We start from the raw sequence: 26,457 nt of genomic DNA on the forward strand, positions 1-26,457 counted from the left end.
GGGCTGGTCGGGGCGGCCCGTGACGTGGTCCGACGGGAGGCGCGTCACGCGCTCCGACGAGCGGTGCGTCGTGCGTTCCGTCTGGAGGGCCGTCACGCGTTCCGACGAGCGCGCGTCACGCGGTCCGTGGGAGGGCCGTCACACGCTCCGACGACGACGGAGCGTCACCGAGGGCGGCTCGCCGAACGTGGCCGCGTAGGTGCCCGAGAAGCGCCCCAGGTGCCCGACGCCCCAGCCGAGTGCGATCTGCGCCACGGTCGCCGTGTCCGGGTCGGCCGCACTGAGTTCGGCACGCACCCGGTGCAGCCGGACCTGGCGGAGGAAGTGCATCGGTGACGCGCCGGTGTGCCGACGGAACGAGGCCTGCAGCGACCGCACGGCGACACCGGCCGCGACGCTGACGTCGGTGATCGTGATCGGCCGCCGGGCGTTCGCCACCATCCACTCCTGGGCGAGCCGCATGGTCGCCGGCCCCTCGCTGAGCAGCCCGGCCGGCGGCACCGGACGGGCGTCGAAGGTCGCGGCGACCGCTTCGGCGACGGTGGTGTTGACGGCTGCGCGCCGGTCGCGGGCGGTGCCGGGATCGAGCAGTGCGCCGGCCGCGGCGGAGATCACGAGACGGAGCTGCTGGAGCGCGGCGGGATCGGGCCGCGCGGCGAACTGCAGCGGTGCCGGCAGGTCGCCCTGGCGTGCCGCGGCGACGGACTCGAGGAACGACCGGTCGAAGCGGATCAGGTGCTGCACGGTCGGCGCCGCGCTGAACGTGAAGTCCCGCCCGGCCGGGTACATCACCGGGACGCCCGGCAGCATGTCGACCGGCGCGGTGGACCCGGTGTCGATCCGGATGCCCGGGGCGGATGCCCAGGCCAGCACGTAGTCGTCCCCGGGGTCGATCGTCCCCCAGCGCCGTGCGGCCACGGACGAGGTCCCCACCGTCACGTCGTGGTCCCCGACGGCCCGGTACCGCCACGAGAACCCCTCGGTCGCTGCGTCCCCGATGTGGATGTCCTGGCTTCCGTAGACGTGCTCGTAGAACGCGACCGCTTCGTCGACGGCGATGCCGCGGCGGTCGACGTGGACGAGGGGTTGTTCGACGGAGTCCATGCACTGCCCAGTGTGCCGCCGACCACCGACAACCCGTGCCCCGCAGGATCGGAGCGCCCCGGACGCACGGAGAGCCCCGCACCAGCAGGTGCGGGGCTCTCCGAGTTCCCGACGACGTGCGCCGGGGAGGGCTGTCAGGCGCGGGCGCCGCGACGACCGGTGATCGCACCCCAGATGAGGAGGACGATGATCGCGCCGACGATGGCGATGATCCACGACTGGATGCTGAAGAAGCCGTCGTAGCCCACGTTGAAGATGAGGCCGCCGAGCCAGCCGCCGATGAGGGCGCCGATGACACCGAGGACGAGCGTGGCGATCCAGCCGCCACCCTGACGACCGGGGAGGATCAGCTTGGCGATGGCGCCGGCGATGAGGCCGAGGAGGATGAAGCCGAGGAAGCTCATGGGAGTGCCTTTCAGGACGGGCACCGCGAGGTGCCGTTGTGGTGCAGGTGTGCCACCCGGTCGGGCGGCGGAGCGGTCGAGTTCGACGCTCCCGGATGGGCGGTACCGATCAGGTGGTGACCGGCAGTGCCAATCAGATGCTGTCGAGCAGACCGTCACGCGACTGCTCGGCGAACAGAGCGGTCATGTCGATGGCTTCGGTCGGGGTGTCCCCGTCCACGGATGTGGGGCGCGTGGGCGTCGAGTGCATCTGACCGGTCCTTCCGAGGTGCTGCGTGTACCGCTCCACTCTGCTCTCGGAAAAGTAGTTAGGCACACTACACAGTCGACGTTGCGCTATGCGGACAAGAGCTGCCGAGCTCAGCCGACGAAACGCGACCAGAGGCCCGAGACGACGGGCCACACGTCGCCCGCGCGGTCCGCCGACCCGATCGCGACGGCGACGAGCGGGAAGAGCGTGACCCCGACCGTGGCGAGGAGCGCGAGCACCACCGCGGTCCAGGCGGTCGCGCTGTGCCGCCGTGTCACCGCCAGGAGCAGGAGCGCCAGGACGACGACCGCGCCGACGAGGGTCACGAGCGTCACGCGGAGGAACGGGAACGGCACGAGCCCGGCCGTGGTCCCCGTGATGCCGGCGAGGAAGCCGACGAGCGGCAGGAACGCCCCGATCCCGAGCAGGAGGACCGCGACCAGTCCGACGCCGCTCGCGACCCAGACCCCGCGCGGCCTGGGCCGGGTGGCAGCCACCTGACGGCGGATCCGCCGCTCGGCCCAGGCGCTCACGGTCGGTCCGTGGCCGTGTCGTCGACGGCGCCGGCGCGGACGGCCTGTGCCGCGCGGCGCACGTCGTCCGCAGCGTCCTCGAGGGCGTCGGCAGCAGCCTCCGGGCCGGAGCCCGCCGTGTCCGCCGGGGCCGCAGCGTCTGCCGGCGCCGCCGTGTCCGCCGGGGCCGGTACGTCTGCCGCGTCGGCCGCGTCGGCCCGGTGTCGCGCCTCCGCCATGCCGTCCGCGACGTCGTCGCCGACCTGCTCGGCCGCGGCGGTCGCCGCCTCCTGTGCGGAGTCGGCCGCATCGGCGGCGCGGTCGGCGACGTCCGAGGCGGTGCGCCGTGCCGTGTCCGCCGCGTCCGAGGTCGCCTCGCCGGCGGCGTCGGCGGCGTCCGAGACCGCGTCACGGGCGTGCCCGGCGGCGTCCCGTGCCGAGGCGGCAGCGTCCGAGGCCGTCGCGGACGCCGCCGCGAGGGCGTCGGAAGCGACGGACTTCGTCGTGTCGGCCGCCGATCGAGCGCGCTCCCCTGCGGACTTCGCCGCGTCGGAGACGGTGTCCGCCGCGTCCGAGGCCGCGCCACGCACGGACTCGACGGCCTCGTCGAGCTTCGAGGGCTCGTCGTCGAACGGGCCGTGCACGTCGAGGACGCGGACGTCGACCTCGACGTGGTCGGGCAGTTCGGCGAGCTGGGCGAGGGCGGCGCCGACCTGCGAGCGGACCTCGGCGGCGACCGCCATCACGGGGTGCGGGTAGCTGACGACGACGGCGACCGAGACGTCGAGCGTGCCGTCGGCGTCGTCGACGCGGACGCCGAGGGCGCTGCCGCTGCGTCCGAGTCGGCTGCGGACCTGGTCGGCCGCACGCTCGGCGAGCCCGCCGAGGTGGTGGACCCCGTCGACACCGAGGGCGGTGACCGCCGCGGTCCGGGCAGCGACGGTGACGGCCGCGGCGTCCTCGGGGAGCGGGGCGGTCAGGGACGCGGGCAGGTCAACGGGGGTGAGCTGCGTGTGTGCGTGCGTGTCGTGCTGCACGGGGGTGTCGTTCTGCATGGTTTCCTCCTCGGATCGAGCGGGCCGTGAGCGCACGACGGGGCACCGCGCTCGAACGCGCGCGTGCCCCGTCGTGTCAGCTGGTCGCTACTTGCGGAAGACGTCCTTGACGTCCTCGCCGGTCTGCTTCGCGCTCGCGGCGGCCTGGTCCTTCTTGCCTTCGGCGACCTTGGAGTCGTCGTTGGTCGCGTTGCCGAAGGCCTCCTTGGCCTTGCCCGCGATGTCCTGAGCAGCGTTCTTGATCTTGTCGTCGAGTCCCATGACGGGCTCCTTCCGTTCGTGCGGTCAATGGTTCGACCGCGGTGGTGTGGTGTGGGTCGTACTGGTCGTACTGGTCGTACTGGTGGTGCTGGTGGTGCCGCCGGCCGGGAGGCCCGTGGCACGTCCGTCAGGCGACGCGCTTGGCCTTCGAGAGGGCCGAGCGGGTGCCGCCGGTGAGGTGGACCAGGACCGGCACCTCGCGACCGAGGGTCCGGTCGAGGGTGGCGATCGCCGAGTCCACGGCATCGAGGACCGTGACGGCGTCCCCGCCGCGGCGGACCGCGACACGGAGCCGTGCGGCACGGTGCTTGCGCACCGTGTACATGTCGACCTTCGACGAGACGACGTCGTGCACGCCGGCCAGTTCGTGGTCGATGACGTCACGGACGAGGGCCACGTTCACGGTGACCTCGTCGTCGCCCTGGGCTTCACGGACGGCGACGGCGGTGCCGCCACGGCCACGGGTGAAGACCCAGACGAGTGCGAGGACGACCACGACGAGGCAGACCGCCGCGACGATCCACAGCGAGGTCGCGGGGACCTCGACGCGGTCGGGGAACGTCAGGTACGGCTGGAGTGCGTCACGGACGGCCGGCAGGACACCGGCGCCCATGGCGAGGCCGACCACGACGGCGACGAGGCCGAGCACGAACAGGATGATCCGGTTCAGGGTGCGGTTGCTCGAGGTCATGACAGGGTGCCCTTCTCGCTGACGCGGACGGTGACGTGGCGGCCGAACCGGTCGTCCAGGCGACCCAGGCGTTCGGCGACGGCGTGCTCGACGGCTGCCGAGTCCACCGGGACGCCGGACATCGGGACGACGTGCACCTCGGTCCGGGCGCCACGGGCGCTCGCGGTGGTGTGGGCGTCCGGCACACCGGCGGCGAGGCCGGCGGCGTTCCGGGCGGTCGAGGCGATGATCGACGAGTCGATGACCACGGCGCCGCGGTCGTGCGGCACCACGGAGCGGTGCTGCCGGCCGGGCTTCAGGGCCAGGACGACGAGGACCACACCGGCGATGACGAGCACCGCGGCGATCACCTCGACGAGGGTGACGAAGGTCGCGTCCGGCTTGAGTGCGGCGTCCACCGCGGTCTGCGGGTCGGCCAGCAGTGGCGCCGCACCGACCGCACGGAGGACCGACTCGGTGCCGATCCACGCCGCGACCAGGACGAGCACCACCAACGCCACGGACACTGCCGTGGACCGGGAACGGTGCACGCTGCGGCGACGCAGCCGGCGTTCGACGGAACTGCTGCTCATGGTGTTCTCCTCCTACCGGACCCGGGTGTCGCGCTCGCGCACGATCCCGGTCAACTCGATGCGTGCCGACCCGACACGACGCCCCGTGAGGGCGCTGACACGGCTCCGGACCTCGGCCGCCGCGGTGGTGGCCTCCTGGACCAGGTCCGTACCGGCAGCGACCGGGCCGGTGATCTCCAGGGCCAACGCCCCACGGGCGTCGCCGAGTTCCACCCGCACCCGCTTCGCGGGCGCTCCGAGCCGCTCGGCGGCGACGGCGCGCGCACACGAGGTCAGGGCGCGGGTGGTGATCTCGACACGGCCCGGAACGGTGCCCGGGCCGCCGGTCACCGGGAGCTCCGGCGTCCGGTCAGCACGTCGGTCAGGGCGTTCCGGTCGATGCGACCGGTGACGAGGGCCGCGACGAGTGCTCCGATCGCGGCGAACACGACGACCAGGACGAAGCCCCAGAAGCCGAACTGCAGTGCGACGACTGCCAGGATGGCGCCGATCAGGGCGCCGCTCAGTGTGGTGCTCATGCGACTCGCGACTCCTTCTTGTCGTCGTCCTCGTCGTCGTCACCCGGGATGAAGACGTCCTGGATGGTGACGTTGACCTCGGCGACCTCCATGCCGACGATCTGCTCGAGCGCGCGGGAGACCGACGAGCGGACGCCCTCGGCGACCTGCTGCAGCGGCACCGGGTACTCGGCGACGATCGTGATGTCGGCGGCGACCTGCTTCTCGCCGACCTCGACCTTGACGCCCTGGCCGTGGTCACGCTGGCCGATGGCGTCGCGGATCGCACCGATGGCACGCGCTGCGCCGTTGCCGAGCGAGTGCACGCCGTTGACCTCGCGGGCGGCGATGCCGGCGACCTTCGAGACGACGGTGTCGTCGATGACGGTCTTGCCCGAGGCGGCGTGGTTGCCGGTGTTCTTCGTCCCCGTCGCGCTGGTGGCGAGGGTGCTCGGGGTGGTCGTGGTGGTGTCAGCCATGGTGTCTCCTTCCGAATGGCCCGCCGGGCGTTCCCAGCGGGTGCTGTTCACGGATGAGACGGGCTGGAGAGGACGTTCGTCACGGCGTCGTCACGACTTCCAGCGGGATGCCAGGAACGCGCCCCTCCGGGGGGTCTGATCTGTACCCCGATGCCGTCCGACTGCCGATAGCGGCTCGGTCCGTGCGCGGGATCCCCGATCCGGGGTGACCCACCGATCCGCGTGGGCACGGCGATCGACCGGTGCCGCGCCTCCCGGCCGTGGGCACGCGCGGCCGACGCTCGCGCGCACGAGGGGTACAGCGGGGCTGGGGAGCCGGGCGGCTCGACCGGTAGGAACGAGTCATGACTGCGACCGCGTTCTGTCTCCACGCCCTCGGGTCGAGTTCTGAGGAGTTCGCCGCGTTGCGCGCCCGGCTCAGCGGCACGGTCGACCTGGTCGGCATCGACCTCCCCGGCTTCGGGTCCAGCTCCGCCGTCACCGGCACGACCGTCGAGGAGATGGCCGTGCACGTCGAGCGGGCCATCGGCACGAGCGGCGCCACCGAGTGGGCGCTGGTCGGCCACTCGATGGGCGGCAAGGTCGCCTCGGTCGTCGCCGGTCGCACGATGAGCGGGGCGAACGGACTGTTCGGGCTGCGGGCCGTCGTGCTCCTGGCCGCGTCTCCCCTCTCCCCCGAGCCCATGGACGAGGAGCGCCGCGCGTCGATGCTCGCCTGGGCCGCCGACCACGAGATCGGTCCCGACGAAGCCGCCGAGTTCGTCGACGCGAACACCGCCGACCGACTCGCTCCGGAGCCGTACGCGATGGCCGTCCACGACGTCCGGCGCGCCGACCCCGCAGCCTGGACCGCATGGCTGCTCCGCGGCAGCCGCGAGGACTGGTCCGACGCGATCGCACCGAGCCCGGTGCCCGCACTCGTGCTCGCCGGAGCCGAGGACGGCGACCTGGGACCGGACGCTCAGCGCGAGGTGAACCTGCCGCACTGGCCGCGCGGCGAGTTCGACGTGGTCCCGGGAGCCGCCCACCTGCTGCCGTGGGAGCAGCCCGACGCCGTCGCCGACCGGATCCGCTCCTTCTGGGAACGCCGAGTCGACCACGGCCCCGCCGTCCCCGCCGCGTCGGCCCGGATCATCGCCTCACCCCGCGTGAGCGCCAAGAACCGCGGTGTCCTGGCCGCCCGCGCGCTGCCGGACGACCCGGCCGCACGACCGCGCGCGCTCTCCGTCGCACAGCTCGACACGCTCCGCGCCGTCGCCCGCGTCGTGGTGCCGCAGCCCGCCGAGCGACAGATCGACCTGGCGATCCGCGTCGACGCGCAGCTGGCCGACGGTCTGGGTGACGGCTGGCGCGTCGACGGGCTGCCCGCCGACGCGGACGCCTACCGGGCAGCGCTCGACGTGCTCGCCCCGGAGGCCGCCGTCTCGGACGAGCGCCTGGCCGACGTCCTCGACGCGGTCGACGACGGCACGTACACCCCCGCCGGCGGCATCCTCGACGGCGGGCAGTTGCGCGCCTGGTTCGAGGACGCCGGCGTCGACCTCGTCAAGCAGTGGCTCGCCCACCCGGCGACGATGGCCGCGATCGACTACGACGGCTTCGCCAACGGCGGGGACGGCGTGCGCAAGCAGGGCTTCCAGCTGCTGGGAGCCGGACAACGCGAAGCATGGGAACCGGACGGAGCAACACCATGAGGCTCGAACACCAGCGCCACCACGGCGAGGACGAGATCGTGGACGCGGTCGTCGTCGGCACCGGAGCGGGCGGCGCACCGCTGCTCGCGAGCCTGGCGCGCGCGGGCCTCCGCGTCGTCGCGCTCGAGGCCGGCCGCAACACCGAACCGGGCGACCACCTGCCCGACGAGGTCGAGGCACCGGCGGACATCAACTGGATGGAGGAGCGGATCAGCGGCGGCGGCGCCCCGACCGCCTTCGGTCCGAACAACAGCGGCACCGGGGTCGGCGGTTCGACACTGCACTGGGGAGCCTTCACGCCCCGTCCGAGTGCGCACGACCTGCACCTGGCGACGGAGTCCGGGCAGGGGCACGACTGGCCGATCGACCACGCCGAGCTGATCCGCTACATCGAGCAGGTCGAGCACGACGTGGGGGTCGCCGGACCCGAGCACTACCCGTGGGACCCGTCCCGTCGGTACGCGATGCGCCCGCCCGGTCGGAACGCGTCGTCGGACATGATGATGCGGGGCGCCGCGGCGGTCGGCATCACCGCGACCGACGCCCCGGTCGCCCTCACCACCGAGGACCGGCACCAGGAGCACCACGGTCTCCGGCACGCCTGCGTCTCGTGCGGTTCCTGCCACCAGGGCTGCCGCAACGGCGCGAAGGTGTCGATGGACACCACCTACCTGCCCGCCGCCGTCGCGTTCGGTGCGGAGATCCGCCCCGAGGCCTTCGTGCACGGCATCGAGCTCGACGCCCGCGGCCAGGTCGAGGCGGTCGTGTACCGCCAGGGCGGCCGCGACCACCGGCAGCGGACCCGCGCGCTCGTGCTCGCCGCCGGTGGTGTCGAGACCCCACGCCTGCTGCTGCACACCGGACTGGCGAACAGCAGCGACCAGGTCGGTCGGAACTTCACCGCCCACGGCGCCACCCAGGTGTGGGCACGGTTCGACGAGTCGATGCGGTCGTACCGCGGCTACCCCTCGTCGATCATCACCGAGGACTTCATCCGCCCGAGCGACGCGGACTTCGCCGGTGGCTACCTGATCCAGAGCCTGGGCGTGCAGCCGCTGACCTTCGCGACCTCCCTGGTCCGGGGCGGCGGCCTCCGTGGCGCGGCCCTCGTGCAGGCGATGCGCGACTACCCGCACATGGCCGGCGTCGGGATCAACGCCGAGTGCCTGCCGTACGAGGACAACCGGCTCGTGCTCGGTGACGAGGTCGACGAGCACGGCATCCGCAAGGCCACGATCACCTTCACCCCGGGTGAGAACGAGGACGCCATCGGCCGGCACGCGGTGCGCACGATGACGGCCATCGTCGAGGCGGCCGGCGGGCAGGACGTCCGGGTCCTCGAACGGACCGCGCACACCATCGGCACCGCGCGCATGGGTGCCGACGCCGGCAGTTCGGTCGTCGACGCCGCGGGTCGCTCGTGGGACGTCCCGAACCTGTGGGTCTGCGACAACTCGGTGTTCCCGAGTGCGGTCATCGCCAACCCGGCCCTGACGATCATGGCGCTGTCCCTGCGGACGGCCGACCGCATGCTCCGCGGGGACGCGGCGGCAGACCGGGCGGCGGGCCAGGTGGTCGCTGCCTGACCGGCGACAGCTGGTCGGTGATAACACCTCCGTGACGAGCGCGTCAACCCCTGAACGCTTCACGGACGGCTGCGTACCGTGTCAATCAGCGAGCTCCGCTCGACGTCCAGTTCCGCGAACGTCGACGGAGTGCTGACAGGGACAGCAGCGATCCGGCCGCCTGCGCGGTGGTCGACAGGGAGACGATCATGACCAGCATGCTCGACGCCATCGCCCGGCGGGCCGAGACCACGACGCGGGGAGCCGATGCGGTCGGACCGGTGCGGATCGAGGCCGCCGGGAGCTCGAGCGACGCGGTCGTCGCCGACGTCGGTCGCCTCTACGACGGACACGACTGGGAGGCCCGGACCACCGACCACCCCTTCGCCTACCGGTACAGCGCGGTCGGCGACAGCGACGTGACGCTCCGCCGCTCCCAGATCGGCGGCACGATCCGCGGGGCGATCCCCCGGTCAGCCGACTACGTCGTGCAGTGGATCACCGCCGGGTACGGGGTCCCCGACGTCACCGAGGACCGGGTGCCGCTGCAGCTCGACGTGCCGATGCTCTTCCCGACCGCCCGCGAGTTCGTCTTCGAGTACCAGGACTACGACCAACGGCTCGTGCACATGTCCCGCCGACTCGTCCACGAGGTCGCCGACGAGCTGTTCCACACCGGACAGGTCACCGACCTCGGCATCGACCACCTGCGCACCCTCGACCCCGCCGCGATCACGCAGTGGCGGAGCAGCCTGGCCATGCTGTCCCGGGAGCTGAAGACGGGCGGCGTCGACACCCTGCTCTGGCACACCCTGACGCGCGGGACCGCGGCCGCGTTCCTCCGGATGTACCCGCCGACCGCGACGGCCCTGCCGCCCGCCGTGCTGCTGCCCCGACGGACCCGGTTGCGCGCCGCCGTCGAGTACGTCCACGAACACGTCGCCGAGCCGATGAGCGTCTCGGACATCGCCGAGGCCGCCGGGCTGAGCGTCCGCGCCACCCAGGAGGCGTTCCAGCGACACCTGGACCAGACCCCGATGACGTACCTGCTGCGGGCTCGGCTGGACCGGGTCCGCCGTGACCTCCTGCAGGCGGACGCCTCGGCGACGTCCGTGCAGGACATCGCACGGCGCTGGGGCTTCGCGCACCTCGGCCGGTTCTCGGCGGCGTACCGGAACGAGTTCGGCGAGTACCCGCGGGCGACGCTGCGCAGCTGAGCACGGCGTGCCGACGCCGCGTCCGCTCCGCTGAGCCGCGCTGTCACCCGGCTCCCTACTTGTAGGCGTTGACCGGCCCGGCGTCCATCGTCACGGACCCGTCGGCGTTCACCACGGGCCGCCGCTCGGACTTCGGCGCCGAGTACAGCTCGACCTTCTCGACGTGCACCTGCTCGCCGTTCGTGATGACGCCGGGCACGCACGAGTAGACCTTGTCGTTGCTGTCGGCGTCGCGAGCCGCGATCTCGACGACGTCGCCTGCGCCGTTGTCGATCGTCATGCCGACCTGGTACCGGCGGAACGACCCGGTGCCGTTCGACTGCGCCGAGTAGACCACCGGCACGATGCGGTCGATCTCCGGCGTCAGGGTGATCTCGACGACCTCGTCCGCCATCGTCGTCGCGCCCCGGGCACCGCGTCGCTGGTCGCCGAGGTGCACCACGGCGCCGTCGGCGGTCCGCGGTGTGAACGCCCGGTCGGTCTTCGTGCCGAACTGCGACACCGTCTCGACGTGCCCGTCCCGGTAGCGGACCAGGGCGTACACGTCGTAGTCGGTGCTGTTCGGCCAGGAGATCGTGACCGTCGTCTTCTGGGTCTTCCGGAGGCTGACGGTCTGACGCTTCTCGAGGCTGATGCGTCCGGTGGCGACGCCGAGGTCCGTGACCGGGCCGGTCGCCGGCGCGGCCGGTGCCGCAGGTGCCGCAGGTGCCGCTGCGACCTCGTCCTGCTTGTTCTTCTTGCCGATCCCGAACATGTCGTCCCCCGTCGTCGTACTGGTCGTCGTACTGGTCGTCGTACTGGTCGTCGATGACCATGGTGCCGTGGAGGCGGCCACACGGCCAGCGACCGCCCCGTTCTGTGGAGAACCGACGAGGTCACGACCACCTGTGCAGGGCCAGTCGAGGCGCCAGCTGGTGGCGAGCCTCCAGTGCGGTCGGCACCGACGGGTAGAACTGGTGTCATGACCCGACGCAGCTCCTTCCACCCCACCCCCGACATCCCCGGACCCGGTCAGGAGTCCGTGTGGGACTACCCGCGCCCGCCGCGGGTCGAGCGGACCGACGCCCGCGTCGTCGTCCGGCTCGGCGGTCAGGTCATCGCCGACACGACCGGGGCGGTCCGGGTGCTCGAGACCAGTCACCCGCCGGTCTACTACCTGCCGATCGCGGACTTCGTGCCCGACGCCCTCGTCCCCACCAGCGGGTCGAGCATGTGCGAGTTCAAGGGCAGTGCCTCGTACTTCGACGTGCACGGCGGCGACCAGGTCGTCGGGCGCGGCGCCTGGACCTACCGGACGCCGTGGGAGGGCTACGGCGAACTGCGCGACCTGGTGGCCGTGTACCCGTCGCAGATGGACTCGTGCGAGATCGCCGGCGAACGGGTCCGCGCGCAGGCCGGTGACTTCTACGGCGGCTGGATCACCGCGGACATCGTCGGTCCGTTCAAGGGCGAGCCGGGGACGCTCGGGTGGTGACGGAGGCTCCGCTGCCGTCCGGCACCACCCGTCGCCGGGTCGAGCTCCGGCTGCACGAGCCGTGGTTCGCCTGGGGCGCGCGGCCGACCGTCGTCGTGGACGGCGTCAGCCAGCCGGCGCAGTGGGGGTCCGGCACGTGGGCGCTGCCCGACGCGGGCAGCGTGGAGTTCGCCGTCTTCGGCATCAACCGCAGGTGGCGGTTCGGCGCGGCCTCGGTGCGCGTCGATGCGGCGGCAGCGGCGGGTGCGGTGATCGAGTACCGGGCCGGTGCGCTGCCGTTCGGGCCGGGGACGCTGGTCGTGCGCGGCTGAGGAACCGACCGGGCCGGCGGTCGTCGGGCCGTCGGGCCGTCGGGCCGTCGGGCCGTCAGGCCGTCAGGCCGTCAGGCCGTCAGGCCGTCAGGCCCGTTCGGACCGGCGGGCCAGGACGGTGCGGGTGCGCTCCTCGAGGTCGCCGATGAACTCCCGGTGCTCGGGCTCGAGCAGGTCGTCCGCCGCGGGCTCGGCGAGCAGGGGGACGCCGGGTCCGAGGAGCACCTCGACGGCGATCGGCACGCCCGCGATGTCGACGGCCGGGATCGCGACGAGGTCGCTGCTGCCGGCCTGTCCGAGGGCGACCGCGTACCGCATCACCGCGGAGGCGGCGGCACTGCTGGTGAGGACGGATGTCAGTCCGTAGACGACGTACTTCATGGTGAACCGGGTTCTGACCAGTTCGATGCGTGCACGGCGGAGGCCGGCGGTGTGTGCACAGGTGTGGACCCCCGGGGAGAGGCGGGGCACCCGCAACCGAGTCAGGGCAACGGTCTCGTCGGGAACGCACGCATCGGGATGGTCCGTACGGGGCTCAACCTACACCGGCGGTCCCGGTTCGACGATGGCTGTCGTCCAGCGTTCACCCGGGCCGTCGACCCTGGCCGTCGACCCGGGCCAGCAGCGGGCCGCTCGATCGTCCGCCGCCGTCCGCGCACCCCCGTACGATCGTGTCGGGGAGCGGGGGCCGGATGTCCGAGGACCGGGTGGTGTCGTGGTGACGGCCAGGGTGCTCCCCTGCGCACCGCGGAGTGCCACTGCGCTGCGGATCGGGGACCTCATCGGGGTCCAGGGGACCACCGGGCGGTGGGCGTGCCTCCAGGTCGTCGAGCTGATGCCCCGGAAGCGCACGCCGTTGATCGTCGCCCTCCTGCCGTGGCAGGGCGACGGCCCACCGACGGCCGACGCGGTCCGTGGGCTCCCGCCGATCGACCGGGCGTTGACCCGCATCGAGGTCTTCACGGAGGGCGGGCTGCAGGTCGTCGACACCGTGGAACCCGCCGACGCCGGGCAGGAGCAGTGGACCGGGCCCAGCTACGTCGGCAAGTCGACCCTGGTGTGGGGCTGGATGGCCACGATCCGGCTCGCCGGGGAGTACGCGGACACCGGCGTGTTCCGCACCCGGCGAGCGGAGAGCACGGACGGGCACGGGCCGACGCCGGACCCGTCGACGCCGGGCCCGTCGACGCCGGACCCGTCGACGCCGGACCCGTCGACGCCGGGCCCTTCGACGACGGACCGCTGAGCGTCGGACGCGCGGGAGGCCCGGGGCCCGGTCAGCGCTTCGTCGGTCCGCCGGGGGCGACGTACGCGCCCCACGGACCGGGAGCGTGCTGCTCCAGCCACGCGCAGAGCTCACGGAAACCCGCGTACACGGAGAACACCGCGAAGAGCTTCCGGCGCCGGGCGTCGCGGGCGTTGAAGCCCGACCAGCGGCTGGCCTCGGTCTCGATCGTGGCGATGTCGGACGCCGACACCGTCCGCCACTGGCCGAAGCCGGAGCGGACGCGGAGGTGGTCCGGGAACGCCTCGACGGCGGAGCGGGCGAGGCCGATCGTCAGGACGACCACCAGGGCGCAGACGACGAGGAACACCACGACGGCGATGAGGAACCCGGTCTCGGTGTCGTCACGCCCGGCCGTCGCCAGCAGCAGGAGCGCCGCGACGAGGAACCCGGCGACCGCCACGACGCGGGCGACCATGTACTGCCATCGACGCCGTCGGACACGGAAGAGCGGCCCGTCGCCGGCTGCACTGCGGCCCGCACTGCGCTCGCCCTGGGATGGTGCTGGAGTCGCCATGCAGAACACCCTACGAGAAGTCGGCTGGTCCGGTAGCATCGGGATGTTCGGCGCTGCTGTGGGGACATCGACAGTGCTCGACGACGACTCGGGGGGAACATCATGACAGATCCGCACGGCAACGAACCGGTCGAGTTCGACGACGCGACGGCAGAGGCGCTCATCAGCGCACTGTCGACGACCGCGTCGAGCGTCGAGTCGCAGAGCGGGCCCCGTTCCTCCTACAAGACCACGGGCCTGGCGGAGTTCCGCGGGCACTTCGCGGAGCTGTTCGACCAGAACGGCACCACCGCAGCGATCGGTGCACGAGACCTGGTGTCGACGATGCGCACGGTCTCGGGCTGGGTGCAGACGATGCAGGCGGCCGCGAAACGCGAGAACGACCGTCGTCGCCGTGCGCGGGAGTTCGACGAGCGGCAGGCGAACCGGAACCTGGTCGAGCGCTGGCACGACGACTGGTTCGGGGGCGAGAAGGCACCGACCGAGCAGGCCGAGCCGAAGCCGACCTTCAGCGACCCGACCGTCTCGGTCGGCAGCCGGCAGACCCCGAACCCGGGTTCCGGCGGCGGGGGCGGTGGCGGGACCTCGTCCGCGAAGCCCGAGGACCTCCGCTCCTTCGCGACCGGTTCGTCCCAGCTGAACGCCGACCTGTCCGGCAAGCCCGGCGCACTGCGGGGCAAGTTCGAGGACTTCGCCGCGAAGTGTCACTGGGGCACGATCAGCTCGTCCGGACTCGTCAGCGGGTTCGAGAAGTGGCTCAGCGACAACGACCAGGACGTCACGTGGGCGAACACCGTCGCGGACGCCTTCGCCGCCGCGGGTGGCGAGGGATCGGTGTCCACCGTCTCGGATGCCGCGCTGGGTGCCGCACTGCAGGCCGCAGGTGTCTCGGCGACCCGGTCCGCGCTCGCGTTCGAGCCGCCGACGGCGTACGGCGCGCAGCCCACGACGGGCTTCTCGATGGACCCGGTCAACACCACGACCGGCAACTTCGTCGAGCCGGAGACGGACCTGACCTTCCTGCCCGCATCGGCCAGCCTCGCGGTCACGCGGATGTACAACTCGCTCGACCGGCGGGTCGGTCTGTTCGGTCCCGGCTGGGCGTCCGTCCTCGAGACCCGACTGCTGCTCGACGACGAGGGCGCGTCCCTGGTCGAGGCCGACGGCCGTCAGATCCGGTTCCCCCGCAGCGGCGCGGGTTGGGACCGTGGTGTCGGCGAGAACCGGTGGCTCGCCGCCGAGGACGACCTGCTCGTCGTCCGCGACAACACCGGCGTCCGGATCGACTTCACCCCCGCCGGGGTCTGGGTCGGCCAGAGCGCCGGCCCCGGGACCGCCGTCCACGTCGACCGCGATGCCGACGACCTCCCGGTGCGCCTGCGCCACGAGCGCGGGCGGTCGGTGGACGTCGAGTACGTCGGCGGTCGCGTCGCCGTGCTCCGGGCCTCCGACGGCCGTCGTGTCGAGTACGGCTACGACGACCGGCTCCGTCTGGTCTCGGTGACCGCGGCGACCGGCACCCGGCGGTACGGGTGGAACGAGGACGACCTCGTCGTCACGGTGACGAACGCGGCGGGCGTGGTCGAGGCCGACAACACGTACGACGCGGACCGACGGGTCGTCGAGCAGCGCAGCCCGCACGGGCGCCGTGTCCGCTTCGCCTACCTGCCCGGACGCGTCACGGCGATCTCCGACGACGACGGGTCGCGGTCGAACGCCTGGATCGCGGACCCGAAGGGCCGACTGGTCGGCGTCATCGACTCGGACGACCAGCGCCAGTCGATGTCGTACGACCCGCACGGCAACCTGGTGTCGTCGACGGCCCGCGACGGCTCGGTGGCGGTGCACGCCTACGACGCACGCGGCCGCCGCGTCCGCACGGTGACGCCCTCGGGTGCCGACGTGACCACCGGCTACGACGAGCACGACCGCGTCACCACCGTGGTGGCCGAGTCCGGAGCCGTCACGACGTTCGCGTACCAGGGCGAGGACCGCGACCCCTCGGTGATCACCGACCCGCTCGGCGGCCGGACCGAGCTGACCTGGCAGGACGGCCTGCTCGTCCGCGCGGTCGACCCGACCGGGGTGGCGTTCACCCTGACGCACGACGCCCACGGCGAGCTGGCGTCGGTGACCAACACCGTCGGCGACACGACGCGCATCGAGCGTGACCTCCTCGGGCAGGTCACCGCCGTGGTGAGCCCGTCGGGCGCTCGGACGGAGTACCGGTACGACGCGGCCGGCAACGTCGTCGCGCGGCAGGACCCGGACGGTGCCGTCTGGCGGTCCGAGTTCGACCCGGCCGGACGCGTCACCGCGCAGGTCGACGCGACCGGCGCCCGGACGAGCATCGCGTACGGTCCCGACGGCGAGGTCGCCTCGGTGACGGACGCGCTCGGTCGCGTCACCAGCCAGACCCACGACGACCAGGGGAACACCGCATCGGTGACCCTCCCGGACGGCGCCTCGTGGTCCTTCGCACACGACGCCCTCTCACGCCTGCGTGCGGTCACCGACCCGACCGGCGCACGCTGGCTGCGGGAGTACTCGGTGGACGGCGCGCTGACGGCGACGGTCGACCCGACCGGCGTCCGGCAGGAGTCGAGCGCGGACCCGAGCACCGGCGTCCAGACCCTCCGTGACGCGTTCTCGACGTCGGCCGTGCGGTTCGACGAGTTCGGTCGTCCGGTCGAGCGGACCAGTGACGCCACCGGAGCCGAGCTCGTCACGTACGACGCCGCGGGCAACCCGGTCGAGCTCGTCGACGGCGAGGGCGGCCTGACCCGCCTGGAGCGCGACCTGGCCGGTCGGGTGGTCGCGCTGACGACGCCCACCGGCGCCCGCAGCACCTACGAGTACGACGCGTGTGGCCGTCCGGCCGCCTCGGTCGACCCCCTCGGCGCGCGGACCACCCTGGCGTACGACGCCGAGTCCCGGGTCATCGCGCGGACCCTGCCCACGGGCGAGGTCGAGCGCACCGAGTACGACGCCGTCGGACGAGTGGTCACCCGTTCGACGCCGGGTTCCGGCACGACGCGGTACCGCTGGGACACGGCCGGGAGGCTCGTCTCCGTCCAGGACGCACGCTTCGGCCGTCGTCGGTTCCGTCACGACGCCGCGGGGCAGGTCACCGAGGTCGTCGACGGGCTCGGTGGCATCACCCGCTACGGGTACGACACCCGTGGTCGCGTGGTCACGGTGACCGACCCGACCGGCGCGGTCACCCGCCGCGCGTACGACGCCGCGGACCGTCTGGTCGCCGAGACCGACCCGCTCGGCCGGACGTCGACGATCGAGTACGACGACGCCGGCCGTCCGGTGCGCCAGACCGGCCGCGACGGGCGGGTCGTCGTCTGGTCGTACGACGCGGCCGGCCGACGCCAGCGACTCGAGGTCGACGGCACCCTGCAGGGCGAGGTCTCGCACGACCCCGTCGGTCGCCGGATCATCGTCACCGACCACACCCGTGGCGCGGGCCGGACGCTCGACCACGAACTGCAGTACGACCGCCGCGGGCTGCTCGTCCGTCGCGCGCGCGGCGACCAGGCGGTGGCGTGGGAGTACGACGCCGACGGTCTCCGCGCAGCACGCACCGACCCGGACGGCACCCGCAGCGAGATGCGCCGCGACACCGCCGGCCGACTCGTGGCCGTCGAGCGGGACGGACGCCCGGCCGGGACCTTCTCGTACGACGCCGCCGGTCGGGTGGTCGAGTCGGGTTCGGGCGACCTCGTGCAGCACTGGACGTACCGCGCCGGTGCCCTCGTCGCCCACACCGCCACGACGCCCGACGGCGTGTCCGAGACCACCGTGGAGCGCGACGACGACGACCGCATCTCCGCGATCTCCGGTGCCGACGGACGCGTGACCTACCGGCACGATGCCGCCGGTCAGCTGGTCAGCGCGCTCGACGACGACGGTCGTGGGCGCACCTGGACGTACGACGCTGGCGGCCGACTCGTCGCCGAGACCGTCGACGGGGTGGAGACCCGCCACGAGTACGACGCCGCCGGCGTCCTCCTGGCGTCGACGACGGACGGCGAGCGGACCGAGTACGTCGCGGACGGCCTCGGACGTCGGGTCCGCCGCACCACGCCGGACGGCGCGACCACGGAGTACACCTGGTCCGCGCTCGGGTACCTGGGCGGAGTCGTCGAACGCGACGCCGAGTACCGCGAGACCGACCGTGTCGACCTCTGGGTGGACGTGCTCGGCGAGCTCGCCGACGCCGGCGGGGCCGAGACGTGGTGGGACACCGCCGCCCTCGTGCCGACGCTCGTCAGCGTCGCCGGGACCTCGCTGCTCGAACTCCCGGGCGGGGTCACCCTGGTCGGGGACGCCGCCGACACGAACGGCTGGCGCGGTGCCCGCGCGACCGATGCGCAGGACCCGTGGGCGGTGCTGGCGGCTGCCACGGGCCTCCAGTCCGAACTGGGTCTGCCGACCGGCGTGACGCTGTCCGCCACCGGCGGCCTCGGTGTCGGCGGTCTCGAGTGGCTCGGTGCCCGCGTCTACGACCCGGTCGCGCGGGGCTTCCTCTCGGCCGACCCGCTTGCGCCCGTCGTGGGCGCCGGCTGGGCCGGCAACCCGTACTCGTACGCGGGCAACGACCCGCTGCACGCGATCGACCCGCTGGGACTGCGCCCGGCGACGGACGAGGACCTCAAGGCGTACAACGACGCCCGGGTCGGCAACTTCGCCACGGCGGGGAACTGGATCGCCGACCACAAGGAGGCGATCGCCGCCTACGCCGCGATCGGAGTCGGGGTCGCCCTGATGTTCGTGCCCGGGGGCGCGCTCGTCACCCTGGCGATGGCCGCGACGTCCGGTGGTCTGCTCGCGGGTGGCTTCTCGGTCCTGAAGCAGGGGCCGGACAGCGGCAACGTGAACTGGGGCGAAGTCGGACGGCAGTCGCTCATCGGGTTCGGCACCGGCCTGCTCGGCGGCGGTGTCGCGTCCGGGATGAAGGCCGCGGCCGGCGCCTCGACCGTCGTGGGCAGCACGGGCACCGGTGTGGCGTCGACGGTGGGCCGCGGGATCATGAGCCAGACCGGTCGTGCTGCGACCGCCGCGAGTGTCGAGGGCGGCGCGTCCAACGGCGTCGACTACATGACGGACCCGGCACTCGAAGGCAAGCGCAACGTGTCGGACTTCCTGCAGACCACCGGAGCCGGTGTGGTGAGCGGGGCGGGTAGCAGCGTGGCGTCGTCTGCGATGCAGAAGGGGCTCGACCTCAACGACCTCCTGCCGGCCGGGACCGGACGGCACGCGGCACCGCTGTCCGGCGATCACGGCGCCTCGTCGCGGGGCTTCGCGTTCGCCAATGGTGCCGTCGGTCTCGGTGCGGACAGCGTGGCCGGCGCTGGAGGCTCCGTGCTCAACGAAACGCTGAAGCCGCAGGGCGACACCGGCGAAGACCTCAGGCGCGACGCCTGGAACGGCTTCCTCGGCGGCGGCGAGGGACCGCTGCCCGTCGGGAGCCGTGTTCGCTGACCGGGCAGGATGACGGATGACACCGAAGGAATGGCAGACGTGGGCAGTCGAAGCGCGAGCACGGCAGACGACCGATCGGCGTCACGGTCGGTCCGCCCCGGACAGCGGCGCGCCTGGTTCCGCTTCGGCGCCGCTGTCGTTGCGGTCCTCGTGATCGTCGGAGTGGTCTTCGTCGGCCCCGCCGTGGTCCGTTCCTACGACGCTGAACACAGGACGACGATCACCTGCGACGTCACAGCAGCGGAAGGCGAGATGCAGTCGTCATCCTCTCGAGGGATCGGCGGGCCGATCCCTCAGGTCGTCATCTCCACCCGGGACTGTGGCCGGCTCCTCCTGCGCGACGGGGTGACCCGGTCCAACAACGAGCAGATCGCCGCCCGACTGTCCCCACCCGGCGAGTACCGGATCGAGGTCGGTACTGCTTCGTGGAACATCCGGGGTGTCCTGCACGCCATCCGTCGGGATCCCTCGGCCTACGGTTTCGAGCCGGCCTCCTGACCTGACAGGTCGGGCCGGGACGCCCGATGGGCGAGCGGCGGACGGGAGGCGCGGTGCGGGCCCGCCCCGCGCCTCCAGTCCGCCGTCGGCTCGCCGGTGCGGTCAGCGGCCGTCGGCCTCCAGCGCGGCGGTGAGCTTGACGAGCGCGTCCGCCGCGTGCGCGAGGGTGGAGCGCTCTCCGGGTGTGAGGGCACGCTCGGCGGCGTCGAGGACACGGGCCGAGCGGCGGAGGCGGAGGTCCTCGACGGTCTGGCGACCGGCGTCGGTCAACGCGACGAGGACACCCCGGGCGTCGGTGGGGTCGGGGCTGCGCTCGACGAGCCCCTGCGCCTCGAGGTCGGCGACCGTCACCCGCATCGACTGGTGCCGCACGCGACGGAGTCGTGCCAGCGCGGCGATGCTCTGGGCGCCGTCACGGGCCAGGAAGCCGAGGGTCTCGACCTGGCCCTCGGGTGTGGTCTCGGTGCGGCGGACGGCACGGGTGCTGTCGCCGATCGCGCGGCGCAGCGCGTTCGCGTCGTCGAGCGTGAAGTCGCGCAGGGCCATGGGCGAAAGTGTACAGGTCGGCTGTACACTTCGGGTCATGGAACTCACCAAGCACACCCACGCCACCGTGGTCCTCCGCGACGGCGACCGCAGCGTCCTCCTCGACCCGGGTGCCTACACGTCGGCGTCCGCTGACCTCGTCGCCGCAGCCGATGCCGTGCTCGTCACCCACGACCACCCCGACCACTTCGATGCCGAGGTCCTCAGCGCAGCCCTCGACGCGCAGCCCGACCTCCGCGTCTGGGCGCCGGCCTCCGTCGTGGACGCGCTCGGTGCGCACGACGGCCGTGTGGTCGCCGTCTCCCCCGGTGACACGGTCACGGCCGGCGGCTTCGAGGTCCGCGTGTTCGGCGGCGACCACGCGGTCATCCACGCCGACCTGCCGCCGATGACGAACGTCGGCTTCCTGGTGGACGGCCGCGTGTTCCACCCGGGCGACGCGTACTCGGCGCCGGGCGTGCCGGTGGAGACGCTGCTCGTGCCGACCTCCGGCCCGTGGGCGAAGCTCGGCGAGCTCGTCGACTTCGTCCGCGCCGTGCAGCCGGAGCGTGCCGTGCAGATCCACGACCTCATGCTCAGTGACGCCGGCAAGGGCTCGTTCGCACAGTTCGCGGGGCAGCTCACCGGCATCGACCTGGTGACCCTGGCCGACGGCGAGACGATCACGATCTGACGGCCCGACCGCACGACCGCCCGGCTTCCCGGGTGACAGCACGATGAACGGACCGCGGCCGACTCGATCACCTCGAGTCGGCCGCGGTCCGTTCCGGAGCTGGTGTCTCCGCGCGGGTCAGCTGATGCGGAGCTCGCTGGTCATCGGGCAGTCGAACGGGTCACGGGCGGCCAGGCCGACCCGGTTGAGGTACCGGACGACGATGCCGTACGAGCGGAGCAGGGTGGTCTCGGTGTAGGGCACGTCGAGGCTGTCGCAGTGGTCCCGGACCAGCAGCCGTGCCTGCTTCAGTGCAGGGCGGGGCATCGAGGGGAACAGGTGGTGCTCGACCTGGTAGTTCAGGCCGCCCATCAGGAACGACACCCACCAGCCACCGCGGATGTTGCGCGAGGTGCGGACCTGGCGGGAGAAGAAGTCGACCTTCGCATCGTGGGCGATCGTCGGCATGCCCTTGTGGTTCGGGGCGAACGAGGCGCCCATCATCACGCCGAACACGGCCAGCTGCACACCGAGGAACGCGCACGCCATGCCGAACGGCAGGAAGACGAAGACCACGGGCAGGTAGATCGCGAACCGCGCCGCGAGCATGAGGCCCTCGACCACACGGTCGCGGCGGTCGCTCTTGCCCTCGACGCCGCGGAGCACCGAGGTGACCGCGTGGCGGTGCAGGTTGATGCCCTCGAGCGTGAGCAGCGGGAAGAACAGCCAGCCCTGGTGCCGGACGAGCCAGCGCATCGGGCCCGTCGTCGCGGCGGCGTCCTCGGGGATGAAGACGACGCCGTCCGGGGCGATGTCGGGGTCCTTGCCGACGGTGTTCGGGTTGCCGTGGTGGCGGGTGTGCTTGTTCATCCACCACGAGTACGACAGGCCGACGACGAAGGTGCCGAGCCAGCGACCCGCACGGTCGTTCCACTTGCGGGAGTCGAAGACCTGGCGGTGCGCGGCCTCGTGCGACAGGAACGCGAACTGGGTGAAGAGCACACCGAGCGCGCCGGCCACGATCAGCTGGAACCAGGAGTCCCCGAGCAGGGCGAAGACGACCCAGCACGCGGCGGTCGCCACGACGAGGGCGGCGAACATCGACCAGTAGAAGCCACGACGGCGCTGCAGGAGCCCGGCGTCCTTGACCTGCTGCAGCAGGGAAGAGTACGTCGACGTGCCGCCGGTGCGAGGGCCGTTCGCTGTTCCGGTCTTCCGGTAGGGGCTGGTGATCACGGATTCGGTGGTCATACGGGTGCTCCTGTCGACGACGGCGCCGTCCCTCGGCAACGTCTCGCGTTCTTGACAGTCTGACCGTAGTGAGGACGCGACACCCACCGCAAACGTGCCCGTTTCTCAGATCGAGGCTCTCAGGCCTCCGGATCGGCGGTCCTGCCCGGGTCTCCGGGCAGGACCGCCGCCAACCGGTCCAGGAACTCACGGACGACCTCCAGCGTTCGGTCGTCGTAACGGCCGAGCGCGACCTCCAGGTCCTCGGCCCGCGCACCGAAGTACCCGTCGGCTCGCTGGCGGGCTGCGTCGGTGGCGCGGAGCGTCACGATCCGTCGATCCGTGCTCTCGCGGGTCCGTGTGACCAGGCCACGTTCCTCCAGTCGCTTCACGAGCGCGTTGGTCGCACCCGACGTCATCCCGATCCGCCACCGGAGGCGCGCAGCCGACAGCGGGTCGCCCTCGTTCTCCGCCCAGATCACCTCGCCGAGCGCGGAGCCGTCCGACATCGGCAGGTCCATCCAGGCCGCGAAGCGGTGTGCCGACTCCTGGTAGCGGACCGCGTAGTGGCGGAGGGCTTCGAGGGTCTGGGTCCGCAGCTCGCTCATGTGGGCCATCCTGGCCGATCCGGGCGGGCGACCGTCACACCACCTGGAGGGTCGGGTACTGCGGCAGCACCGGCACGTGCTTCTCGCTGGTCAGCAGGTTCGCCTGCGCGAACCTCCGCACCGGCGCGGACGCCGCGATCCGGAGGGCCGTCTGCACCGCCCGGACGCCGAGGCGGGAGGACGGGTGCATCAGCCGGGCACCGCCGCGCGGCAGCCCCTGCGCGCTGTCGGCGTAGCCGCGCAGGAGGCCCTCGTACTGTCCGGCGGCTCGGCTCACCGCGGTCGCGGTGAGGGTCCCGTCACCGTCCTGCACGGCTCGGGCCAGCTCGCGGGCCAGCTCGCCGGCCAGGACGTGCGCGCCGACCAGCGAGAGGGTCGTGCCCATGCCCGTCGGGCCAGACCCCCAGGCGGCGTCGCCGAGCAGGACCACCCGCCCCGTGCTCCAGCGCGACACGACGACCTGCTCCATGCGCTGGGTGTAGAACTCGTCGGACCGCGCCGCGAAGCCGTCCAGGATCCGCTCGGACTGCCAGCCCGCACCACGGAAGCGCTCACGCAGGATCGACAGCTGCACGTCGACGGGCAGGCGCTCGAACCCCATCGGCTCGGACTCGAAGGACATGCTCGCCCGGATCGTGCCCTCGTTGTCCGGGCGGACCGAGGCGACCCGGCCGCGCGTCGCCGTGTACCAGTCCCAGTGGTCGACGTCCTCGGGGGTCCGGTCGATCGTGCCGTAGGCGATGCTCACGCCGAAGTCGCGGTACTCGGTCTCGTCCGCGAACAGGATGCGCCGGGTGCGGGAGCTGCGGCCCTCGGCGACGACGACCAGGTCGAAGCGCTCGGGAGCGCCGCGGTCGTAGCGGACCCGCACGCCGGAGTCGTCCTGCTCGGCACCCACGACGAAGTCGCCGTAGCGACGCTCGATCGAGTCCGGCAGCGCGTCGACCAGGATGCCGGCGAAGGTGCCGCGGAGGATCTCGATCTCGGCCGTCGGGCCGTCCTCGCCCTCCGCCCGCGGGAACACCGCGTAGGGCGTCCCGTCCTCGCCGACGAACCGGGTGCCCTCCTCGCCGGTCAGGTGCTGCATCACGGTGTCACGGAGGCCCATGCGCCGCAGCACGTCCCGCCCGAGTCCGCGGATGTCGATGTTCTGGCCGGTGGTCCGCTGCTCCGGCGAGCGCTCGAGCAGGGTGACGTCGAACCCGGAGCGGTCGAGGCCCCAGGCGACGGTGGGGCCGGCGATGCTCGCGCCGGTGACCAGGACGCGGGGGCGGTGGTGCGGTGTGGTCGGCATGGGGTGTCCTTCGGTCCGGGGGTGACGGGCGTCACCTCCGGTCGAACAGTAGCATCACAGTGATATGACTCCACAGCAAAGCTGAATGCTTTCCTCGGCACGAGCTGCCGGATCGTTGTTGAGAACCGTTATCATCAAGCGACCCGTCCCCTCGATCCAGGAGCCCCATGTCGTCCCGACTCCCCCGTCTCGTCCCAGCACTCGTCCCCGCGCTCGTCCTGGCCGCGGTGCTCCCCCTCGCCGCAGCCGTCGCCCCCGCCGCAGCCGCCCCCAGCACGCCGGCCCACCACAGCTGGCTCGTCACCGCCGACCCGCACGCAGAGCGGATGTACGTGAACGACGCCGCCACCGGGCGACGGACCGCGACCCTGAGCGGGATCGAGTTCGGCACCCACGCCGGCACGGTCCAGCTCGGTCACGGCCGGATCGCGTTCATGGACGAGTCGAAACCGCAGCTCGACGTCCTCGCCATCGGCACCGGTGGGACGGCCAGGATCGTGCAGCACTACGCGATCCCGGACGCCGACCACCGCTGGGAGCGCGCCGGCTGGCTCGCCACCGACACCGCACGCCGGCACCTCGCGGTCGGCTCCGACTTCGACGGCTCCACGCACCAGCGCGTCACCGTCATCGACCTCCAGCGACAGGTCGCCCGCACCGCCCAGATCACCACGTCCGCCGTGACGCTCGCCACCACGGGCAAGCGCGGGACGGAGGAGGTCGAGACCTTCCTGGTCGGCAGCCCGCTCCGCCTCGTCGTCACCGCCGGCGGCCGGCTCGACGCCTACTCCGTGTCCGCGATCATGCGGGGCGAGGCGCGGCCGCACCGGATCGCGACGACGCCGCTGGGCGCGTACCCGCACGGGCCGATCGTGGACGCGACCGGCACCGTGATCGGTTCGGACCTGGCCGCCGGCGTGCAGACGGTCCGGGTCACGAAGAACGGCTTCACGGCCTCCCGCTCCGTCGCCTACCCGCAGCCGAGCGTGCAGAGCTACCGCCCCCGGATGGCACCCGACGGATCGACGGCGGTGGGGAGCCAGGCCGGCGCCACGACCGCGGGCACCAGCTGGGACCAGGTCCCCGCGTACCTGACCACGTCCTCGACAGCCTCGCGCAGCATCCGGAGCGTGCCGCTCGGCACGGGACTGTTCACCCGCGCCGCCGTCACGTCGCGGTTCGCCGCCGTGGCGCTGTCGTCGGGTTCCGGCGACGCGCTCGTCCTGGTGCGGAAGCAGGCCGACGGCATCTACGACGGCCGCCGGACCTCGATCGCGCTCCAGCCGCTGCGGCACGGTCCGGTCGCCGGGCAGTCGGCGACGGGAGCAGCGGTGCGCTTCACCGCCGCGACCGACGACGGCACGAGCGTCTTCGTGACGCGCGGCGGCGAGGGCACGATCACGCAGATCGACACGGCGGGCGCGACGCCGTCCGTGACCCGCACCATCACCGTGCCGTCGGACCTGTCGGACGGCGGGTACCTCACGACGGTCGACTCGACGGTGCGGCCGTACGACCTCAGCGGACGCTGACCGTCCCCCGGCCGTCGTCAGCCCAGGGCGTCGTCGCCCGGGTCGTCGTCGCCCCGTGCGGCGGCGGCCCGTGCGGCGGCGGCCCGGGTCGACGCCGGACCCGACCGCCACGGGCTCACCGGTCGGACACGAGCCTGACCCGGTCGTGCGGCACGGCGGCGAACCGGCGGCCGGGGTACCGCAGGCCGCCGAAGAACATGTTGGTGTGGGCGACGACCTGCTCGCCGGTGATGGCGACACCGTCGTGCTCGGCGTCCGTGGTCGTGTGCGCATCGGCGACCAGGGTGACGTCGAACCCACGCGCGGCAGCGGCCTGGGTCGTCGTGCGGACGCAGTAGTCGCTCTGCGCCCCGGCCACCACCAGGTGTCGCGCACCGAGCGCGTCGAGGACGTCCGCCAGGTCGGTCTCGACGAAGGAGTCGCGGTACTCCTTCCGCACGAGTGGCTCGCCGTCGAGCCGGACCAGCGGTGCGGCGAGCCGCCATGCCGCGGTGCCCTCGGCGAAGCTCCCGTGGTCCTGGACCCAGACCACCGCGACGCCCTCCGTCCGCGCACGGTCGACGAGCTGCGCCGTGCGACGGAGCACACCGTCGGCGTCGAAGCACCCGCGCACCACGCCCTGCTGGAGGTCGATCACGAGGAGCACGGTGGTCGATGTCTCGGTGGTGTCGCTGGTCGCGAGGGTCATGGACGACGAGTCTGTCATCGTGGTCTCG

The 26,457-nt window shown here is 72.7% G+C and carries 28 protein-coding genes; 10 read left to right on the forward strand and 18 right to left on the reverse strand.

Annotated elements, in window-relative coordinates:
• Positions 1 to 138 precede the first annotated feature (138 nt).
• The 10 genes from JOD51_RS13135 to JOD51_RS13180 all read right to left on the reverse strand — a co-directional run bounded on the left by JOD51_RS13135 (position 139) and on the right by JOD51_RS13180 (position 5,825).
• A complete protein-coding gene (locus JOD51_RS13135) occupies positions 139 to 1,104 on the reverse strand; it encodes an AraC family transcriptional regulator (RefSeq protein WP_204609200.1) in 966 nt (321 codons plus the stop codon).
• Between the two features lie 134 nt (positions 1,105 to 1,238).
• Positions 1,239 to 1,508, reverse strand: a complete 270-nt coding sequence (locus JOD51_RS13140) for a GlsB/YeaQ/YmgE family stress response membrane protein (protein WP_111075805.1) — start codon at positions 1,506 to 1,508, stop codon at positions 1,239 to 1,241.
• A gap of 360 nt (positions 1,509 to 1,868) precedes the next feature.
• Complete coding sequence (locus JOD51_RS13145) at positions 1,869 to 2,291, reverse strand: MFS transporter permease (RefSeq protein WP_239539876.1); 423 nt, start codon at positions 2,289 to 2,291, stop codon at positions 1,869 to 1,871.
• The gene (locus JOD51_RS13150; protein ID WP_204609202.1) at positions 2,288 to 3,325 is read right to left on the reverse strand and encodes an Asp23/Gls24 family envelope stress response protein; all 1,038 of its coding nucleotides are present in this window, start codon (positions 3,323 to 3,325) and stop codon (positions 2,288 to 2,290) included. The genes JOD51_RS13145 and JOD51_RS13150 overlap by 4 nt, the downstream gene beginning before the upstream one ends.
• Positions 3,326 to 3,412: 87 nt before the next feature.
• The gene (locus JOD51_RS13155; RefSeq protein WP_111075803.1) at positions 3,413 to 3,586 is read right to left on the reverse strand and encodes a CsbD family protein; all 174 of its coding nucleotides are present in this window, start codon (positions 3,584 to 3,586) and stop codon (positions 3,413 to 3,415) included.
• Between the two features lie 127 nt (positions 3,587 to 3,713).
• Positions 3,714 to 4,277: a hypothetical protein gene (locus tag JOD51_RS13160; protein WP_204609204.1), complete on the reverse strand. Its 564-nt coding sequence runs from the start codon at positions 4,275 to 4,277 to the stop codon at positions 3,714 to 3,716.
• Positions 4,274 to 4,849: an Asp23/Gls24 family envelope stress response protein gene (locus JOD51_RS13165; protein WP_204609206.1), complete on the reverse strand. Its 576-nt coding sequence runs from the start codon at positions 4,847 to 4,849 to the stop codon at positions 4,274 to 4,276. The genes JOD51_RS13160 and JOD51_RS13165 overlap by 4 nt, the downstream gene beginning before the upstream one ends.
• Before the next feature lie 12 nt (positions 4,850 to 4,861).
• A complete protein-coding gene (locus JOD51_RS13170; RefSeq protein WP_204609208.1) occupies positions 4,862 to 5,179 on the reverse strand; it encodes a hypothetical protein in 318 nt (105 codons plus the stop codon).
• Positions 5,176 to 5,367 carry a DUF2273 domain-containing protein gene (locus tag JOD51_RS13175; protein WP_111075799.1) on the reverse strand — a complete coding sequence of 64 codons (192 nt, stop codon included), beginning with the start codon at positions 5,365 to 5,367 and terminating at the stop codon, positions 5,176 to 5,178. Before JOD51_RS13175 ends, JOD51_RS13170 begins: the two co-directional genes overlap by 4 nt.
• Positions 5,364 to 5,825: an Asp23/Gls24 family envelope stress response protein gene (locus JOD51_RS13180; RefSeq protein ID WP_204609210.1), complete on the reverse strand. Its 462-nt coding sequence runs from the start codon at positions 5,823 to 5,825 to the stop codon at positions 5,364 to 5,366. Before JOD51_RS13180 ends, JOD51_RS13175 begins: the two co-directional genes overlap by 4 nt.
• 344 nt (positions 5,826 to 6,169) lie before the next feature.
• On the opposite strand from JOD51_RS13180, the gene JOD51_RS13185 reads away from it, so the two are divergent.
• The 3 genes from JOD51_RS13185 to JOD51_RS13195 all read left to right on the forward strand — a co-directional run bounded on the left by JOD51_RS13185 (position 6,170) and on the right by JOD51_RS13195 (position 10,301).
• A complete protein-coding gene (locus tag JOD51_RS13185) occupies positions 6,170 to 7,519 on the forward strand; it encodes an alpha/beta fold hydrolase (RefSeq protein WP_204609211.1) in 1,350 nt (449 codons plus the stop codon).
• Positions 7,516 to 9,105 (forward strand): GMC family oxidoreductase, encoded by a 1,590-nt coding sequence (locus tag JOD51_RS13190; RefSeq protein WP_204609213.1) that lies wholly within the window; start codon positions 7,516 to 7,518, stop codon positions 9,103 to 9,105. Before JOD51_RS13185 ends, JOD51_RS13190 begins: the two co-directional genes overlap by 4 nt.
• Positions 9,106 to 9,293: 188 nt before the next feature.
• On the forward strand, positions 9,294 to 10,301 hold the full coding sequence (locus JOD51_RS13195) for an AraC family transcriptional regulator (RefSeq protein WP_204609215.1): 1,008 nt from the start codon (positions 9,294 to 9,296) through the stop codon (positions 10,299 to 10,301).
• A 55-nt stretch (positions 10,302 to 10,356) separates the two neighbouring features.
• Here the strand turns inward: JOD51_RS13195 and JOD51_RS13200 are convergent, their stop codons facing one another.
• The gene (locus tag JOD51_RS13200; protein WP_204609217.1) at positions 10,357 to 11,055 is read right to left on the reverse strand and encodes a TerD family protein; all 699 of its coding nucleotides are present in this window, start codon (positions 11,053 to 11,055) and stop codon (positions 10,357 to 10,359) included.
• Between the two features lie 207 nt (positions 11,056 to 11,262).
• Between JOD51_RS13200 and JOD51_RS13205 the strand changes: the two genes are divergently transcribed.
• Both JOD51_RS13205 and JOD51_RS13210 read left to right on the forward strand, forming a co-directional pair.
• A complete protein-coding gene (locus tag JOD51_RS13205; protein WP_204609219.1) occupies positions 11,263 to 11,775 on the forward strand; it encodes a DUF427 domain-containing protein in 513 nt (170 codons plus the stop codon).
• Positions 11,772 to 12,086 carry a hypothetical protein gene (locus JOD51_RS13210; RefSeq protein ID WP_204609221.1) on the forward strand — a complete coding sequence of 105 codons (315 nt, stop codon included), beginning with the start codon at positions 11,772 to 11,774 and terminating at the stop codon, positions 12,084 to 12,086. Before JOD51_RS13205 ends, JOD51_RS13210 begins: the two co-directional genes overlap by 4 nt.
• 87 nt (positions 12,087 to 12,173) lie before the next feature.
• Here JOD51_RS13210 and JOD51_RS13215 read toward each other — a convergent pair whose 3' ends face one another.
• Positions 12,174 to 12,467: a hypothetical protein gene (locus JOD51_RS13215; RefSeq protein WP_204609224.1), complete on the reverse strand. Its 294-nt coding sequence runs from the start codon at positions 12,465 to 12,467 to the stop codon at positions 12,174 to 12,176.
• Between the two features lie 334 nt (positions 12,468 to 12,801).
• Here JOD51_RS13215 and JOD51_RS13220 point away from each other — a divergent pair, with 334 nt between their 5' ends.
• On the forward strand, positions 12,802 to 13,332 hold the full coding sequence (locus JOD51_RS13220) for a hypothetical protein (protein ID WP_204609226.1): 531 nt from the start codon (positions 12,802 to 12,804) through the stop codon (positions 13,330 to 13,332).
• Between the two features lie 31 nt (positions 13,333 to 13,363).
• Here the strand turns inward: JOD51_RS13220 and JOD51_RS13225 are convergent, their stop codons facing one another.
• The gene (locus JOD51_RS13225) at positions 13,364 to 13,888 is read right to left on the reverse strand and encodes a hypothetical protein (protein ID WP_204609228.1); all 525 of its coding nucleotides are present in this window, start codon (positions 13,886 to 13,888) and stop codon (positions 13,364 to 13,366) included.
• Positions 13,889 to 13,990: 102 nt separating this feature from the next.
• Between JOD51_RS13225 and JOD51_RS13230 the strand changes: the two genes are divergently transcribed.
• Both JOD51_RS13230 and JOD51_RS13235 read left to right on the forward strand, forming a co-directional pair.
• Positions 13,991 to 19,381: a DUF6531 domain-containing protein gene (locus JOD51_RS13230; protein ID WP_204609230.1), complete on the forward strand. Its 5,391-nt coding sequence runs from the start codon at positions 13,991 to 13,993 to the stop codon at positions 19,379 to 19,381.
• 162 nt (positions 19,382 to 19,543) lie between these two features.
• Positions 19,544 to 19,879 (forward strand): hypothetical protein, encoded by a 336-nt coding sequence (locus tag JOD51_RS13235; protein ID WP_204609232.1) that lies wholly within the window; start codon positions 19,544 to 19,546, stop codon positions 19,877 to 19,879.
• Positions 19,880 to 19,981: 102 nt separating this feature from the next.
• Here JOD51_RS13235 and JOD51_RS17400 read toward each other — a convergent pair whose 3' ends face one another.
• Positions 19,982 to 20,425 carry a MarR family winged helix-turn-helix transcriptional regulator gene (locus JOD51_RS17400; protein ID WP_275578891.1) on the reverse strand — a complete coding sequence of 148 codons (444 nt, stop codon included), beginning with the start codon at positions 20,423 to 20,425 and terminating at the stop codon, positions 19,982 to 19,984.
• A gap of 37 nt (positions 20,426 to 20,462) precedes the next feature.
• Here JOD51_RS17400 and JOD51_RS13245 point away from each other — a divergent pair, with 37 nt between their 5' ends.
• Complete coding sequence (locus JOD51_RS13245) at positions 20,463 to 21,098, forward strand: MBL fold metallo-hydrolase (protein ID WP_204609236.1); 636 nt, start codon at positions 20,463 to 20,465, stop codon at positions 21,096 to 21,098.
• 117 nt (positions 21,099 to 21,215) lie between these two features.
• On the opposite strand, the gene JOD51_RS13250 is transcribed toward JOD51_RS13245, so the two are convergent.
• The 3 genes from JOD51_RS13250 to JOD51_RS13260 all read right to left on the reverse strand — a co-directional run bounded on the left by JOD51_RS13250 (position 21,216) and on the right by JOD51_RS13260 (position 24,209).
• Entirely contained in the window at positions 21,216 to 22,328 is a 1,113-nt protein-coding gene (locus JOD51_RS13250) for a fatty acid desaturase family protein (protein WP_204609238.1), read from the reverse strand.
• Between the two features lie 119 nt (positions 22,329 to 22,447).
• Positions 22,448 to 22,915, reverse strand: coding sequence for a MarR family winged helix-turn-helix transcriptional regulator (locus JOD51_RS13255; protein ID WP_204609240.1), 468 nt, complete (start codon positions 22,913 to 22,915; stop codon positions 22,448 to 22,450).
• A 34-nt stretch (positions 22,916 to 22,949) separates the two neighbouring features.
• A complete protein-coding gene (locus JOD51_RS13260) occupies positions 22,950 to 24,209 on the reverse strand; it encodes an FAD-dependent monooxygenase (protein WP_204609243.1) in 1,260 nt (419 codons plus the stop codon).
• A gap of 167 nt (positions 24,210 to 24,376) precedes the next feature.
• Here JOD51_RS13260 and JOD51_RS13265 point away from each other — a divergent pair, with 167 nt between their 5' ends.
• Positions 24,377 to 25,741, forward strand: coding sequence for a hypothetical protein (locus tag JOD51_RS13265; protein WP_204609246.1), 1,365 nt, complete (start codon positions 24,377 to 24,379; stop codon positions 25,739 to 25,741).
• Between the two features lie 115 nt (positions 25,742 to 25,856).
• Here JOD51_RS13265 and JOD51_RS13270 read toward each other — a convergent pair whose 3' ends face one another.
• Positions 25,857 to 26,429 (reverse strand): isochorismatase family protein, encoded by a 573-nt coding sequence (locus JOD51_RS13270; protein WP_204609248.1) that lies wholly within the window; start codon positions 26,427 to 26,429, stop codon positions 25,857 to 25,859.
• Positions 26,430 to 26,457: the final 28 nt, after the last annotated feature.

It is taken from the genome of Curtobacterium herbarum (assembly GCF_016907335.1).
In the GTDB taxonomy this organism is placed as follows: Bacteria; Actinomycetota; Actinomycetes; order Actinomycetales; family Microbacteriaceae; genus Curtobacterium; species Curtobacterium herbarum.

What these genes read in the sequence shown, in the direction of transcription:
- JOD51_RS13135 (WP_204609200.1), bottom strand. Translation starts at nt 1,104, where the DNA reads ATGGACTCCGTCGAACAACCCCTCGTCCACGTCGACCGCCGCGGCATC.
- JOD51_RS13140 (WP_111075805.1), bottom strand. Translation starts at nt 1,508, where the DNA reads ATGAGCTTCCTCGGCTTCATCCTCCTCGGCCTCATCGCCGGCGCCATC.
- JOD51_RS13150 (WP_204609202.1), bottom strand. Translation starts at nt 3,325, where the DNA reads ATGCAGAACGACACCCCCGTGCAGCACGACACGCACGCACACACGCAG.
- JOD51_RS13155 (WP_111075803.1), bottom strand. Translation starts at nt 3,586, where the DNA reads ATGGGACTCGACGACAAGATCAAGAACGCTGCTCAGGACATCGCGGGC.
- JOD51_RS13160 (WP_204609204.1), bottom strand. Translation starts at nt 4,277, where the DNA reads ATGACCTCGAGCAACCGCACCCTGAACCGGATCATCCTGTTCGTGCTC.
- JOD51_RS13165 (WP_204609206.1), bottom strand. Translation starts at nt 4,849, where the DNA reads ATGAGCAGCAGTTCCGTCGAACGCCGGCTGCGTCGCCGCAGCGTGCAC.
- JOD51_RS13175 (WP_111075799.1), bottom strand. Translation starts at nt 5,367, where the DNA reads ATGAGCACCACACTGAGCGGCGCCCTGATCGGCGCCATCCTGGCAGTC.
- JOD51_RS13180 (WP_204609210.1), bottom strand. Translation starts at nt 5,825, where the DNA reads ATGGCTGACACCACCACGACCACCCCGAGCACCCTCGCCACCAGCGCG.
- JOD51_RS13185 (WP_204609211.1), top strand. Translation starts at nt 6,170, where the DNA reads ATGACTGCGACCGCGTTCTGTCTCCACGCCCTCGGGTCGAGTTCTGAG.
- JOD51_RS13190 (WP_204609213.1), top strand. Translation starts at nt 7,516, where the DNA reads ATGAGGCTCGAACACCAGCGCCACCACGGCGAGGACGAGATCGTGGAC.
- JOD51_RS13195 (WP_204609215.1), top strand. Translation starts at nt 9,294, where the DNA reads ATGACCAGCATGCTCGACGCCATCGCCCGGCGGGCCGAGACCACGACG.
- JOD51_RS13200 (WP_204609217.1), bottom strand. Translation starts at nt 11,055, where the DNA reads ATGTTCGGGATCGGCAAGAAGAACAAGCAGGACGAGGTCGCAGCGGCA.
- JOD51_RS13205 (WP_204609219.1), top strand. Translation starts at nt 11,263, where the DNA reads ATGACCCGACGCAGCTCCTTCCACCCCACCCCCGACATCCCCGGACCC.
- JOD51_RS13215 (WP_204609224.1), bottom strand. Translation starts at nt 12,467, where the DNA reads ATGAAGTACGTCGTCTACGGACTGACATCCGTCCTCACCAGCAGTGCC.
- JOD51_RS13225 (WP_204609228.1), bottom strand. Translation starts at nt 13,888, where the DNA reads ATGGCGACTCCAGCACCATCCCAGGGCGAGCGCAGTGCGGGCCGCAGT.
- JOD51_RS13230 (WP_204609230.1), top strand. Translation starts at nt 13,991, where the DNA reads ATGACAGATCCGCACGGCAACGAACCGGTCGAGTTCGACGACGCGACG.
- JOD51_RS17400 (WP_275578891.1), bottom strand. Translation starts at nt 20,425, where the DNA reads ATGGCCCTGCGCGACTTCACGCTCGACGACGCGAACGCGCTGCGCCGC.
- JOD51_RS13245 (WP_204609236.1), top strand. Translation starts at nt 20,463, where the DNA reads ATGGAACTCACCAAGCACACCCACGCCACCGTGGTCCTCCGCGACGGC.
- JOD51_RS13250 (WP_204609238.1), bottom strand. Translation starts at nt 22,328, where the DNA reads ATGACCACCGAATCCGTGATCACCAGCCCCTACCGGAAGACCGGAACA.
- JOD51_RS13255 (WP_204609240.1), bottom strand. Translation starts at nt 22,915, where the DNA reads ATGAGCGAGCTGCGGACCCAGACCCTCGAAGCCCTCCGCCACTACGCG.
- JOD51_RS13260 (WP_204609243.1), bottom strand. Translation starts at nt 24,209, where the DNA reads ATGCCGACCACACCGCACCACCGCCCCCGCGTCCTGGTCACCGGCGCG.
- JOD51_RS13265 (WP_204609246.1), top strand. Translation starts at nt 24,377, where the DNA reads ATGTCGTCCCGACTCCCCCGTCTCGTCCCAGCACTCGTCCCCGCGCTC.
- JOD51_RS13270 (WP_204609248.1), bottom strand. Translation starts at nt 26,429, where the DNA reads ATGACCCTCGCGACCAGCGACACCACCGAGACATCGACCACCGTGCTC.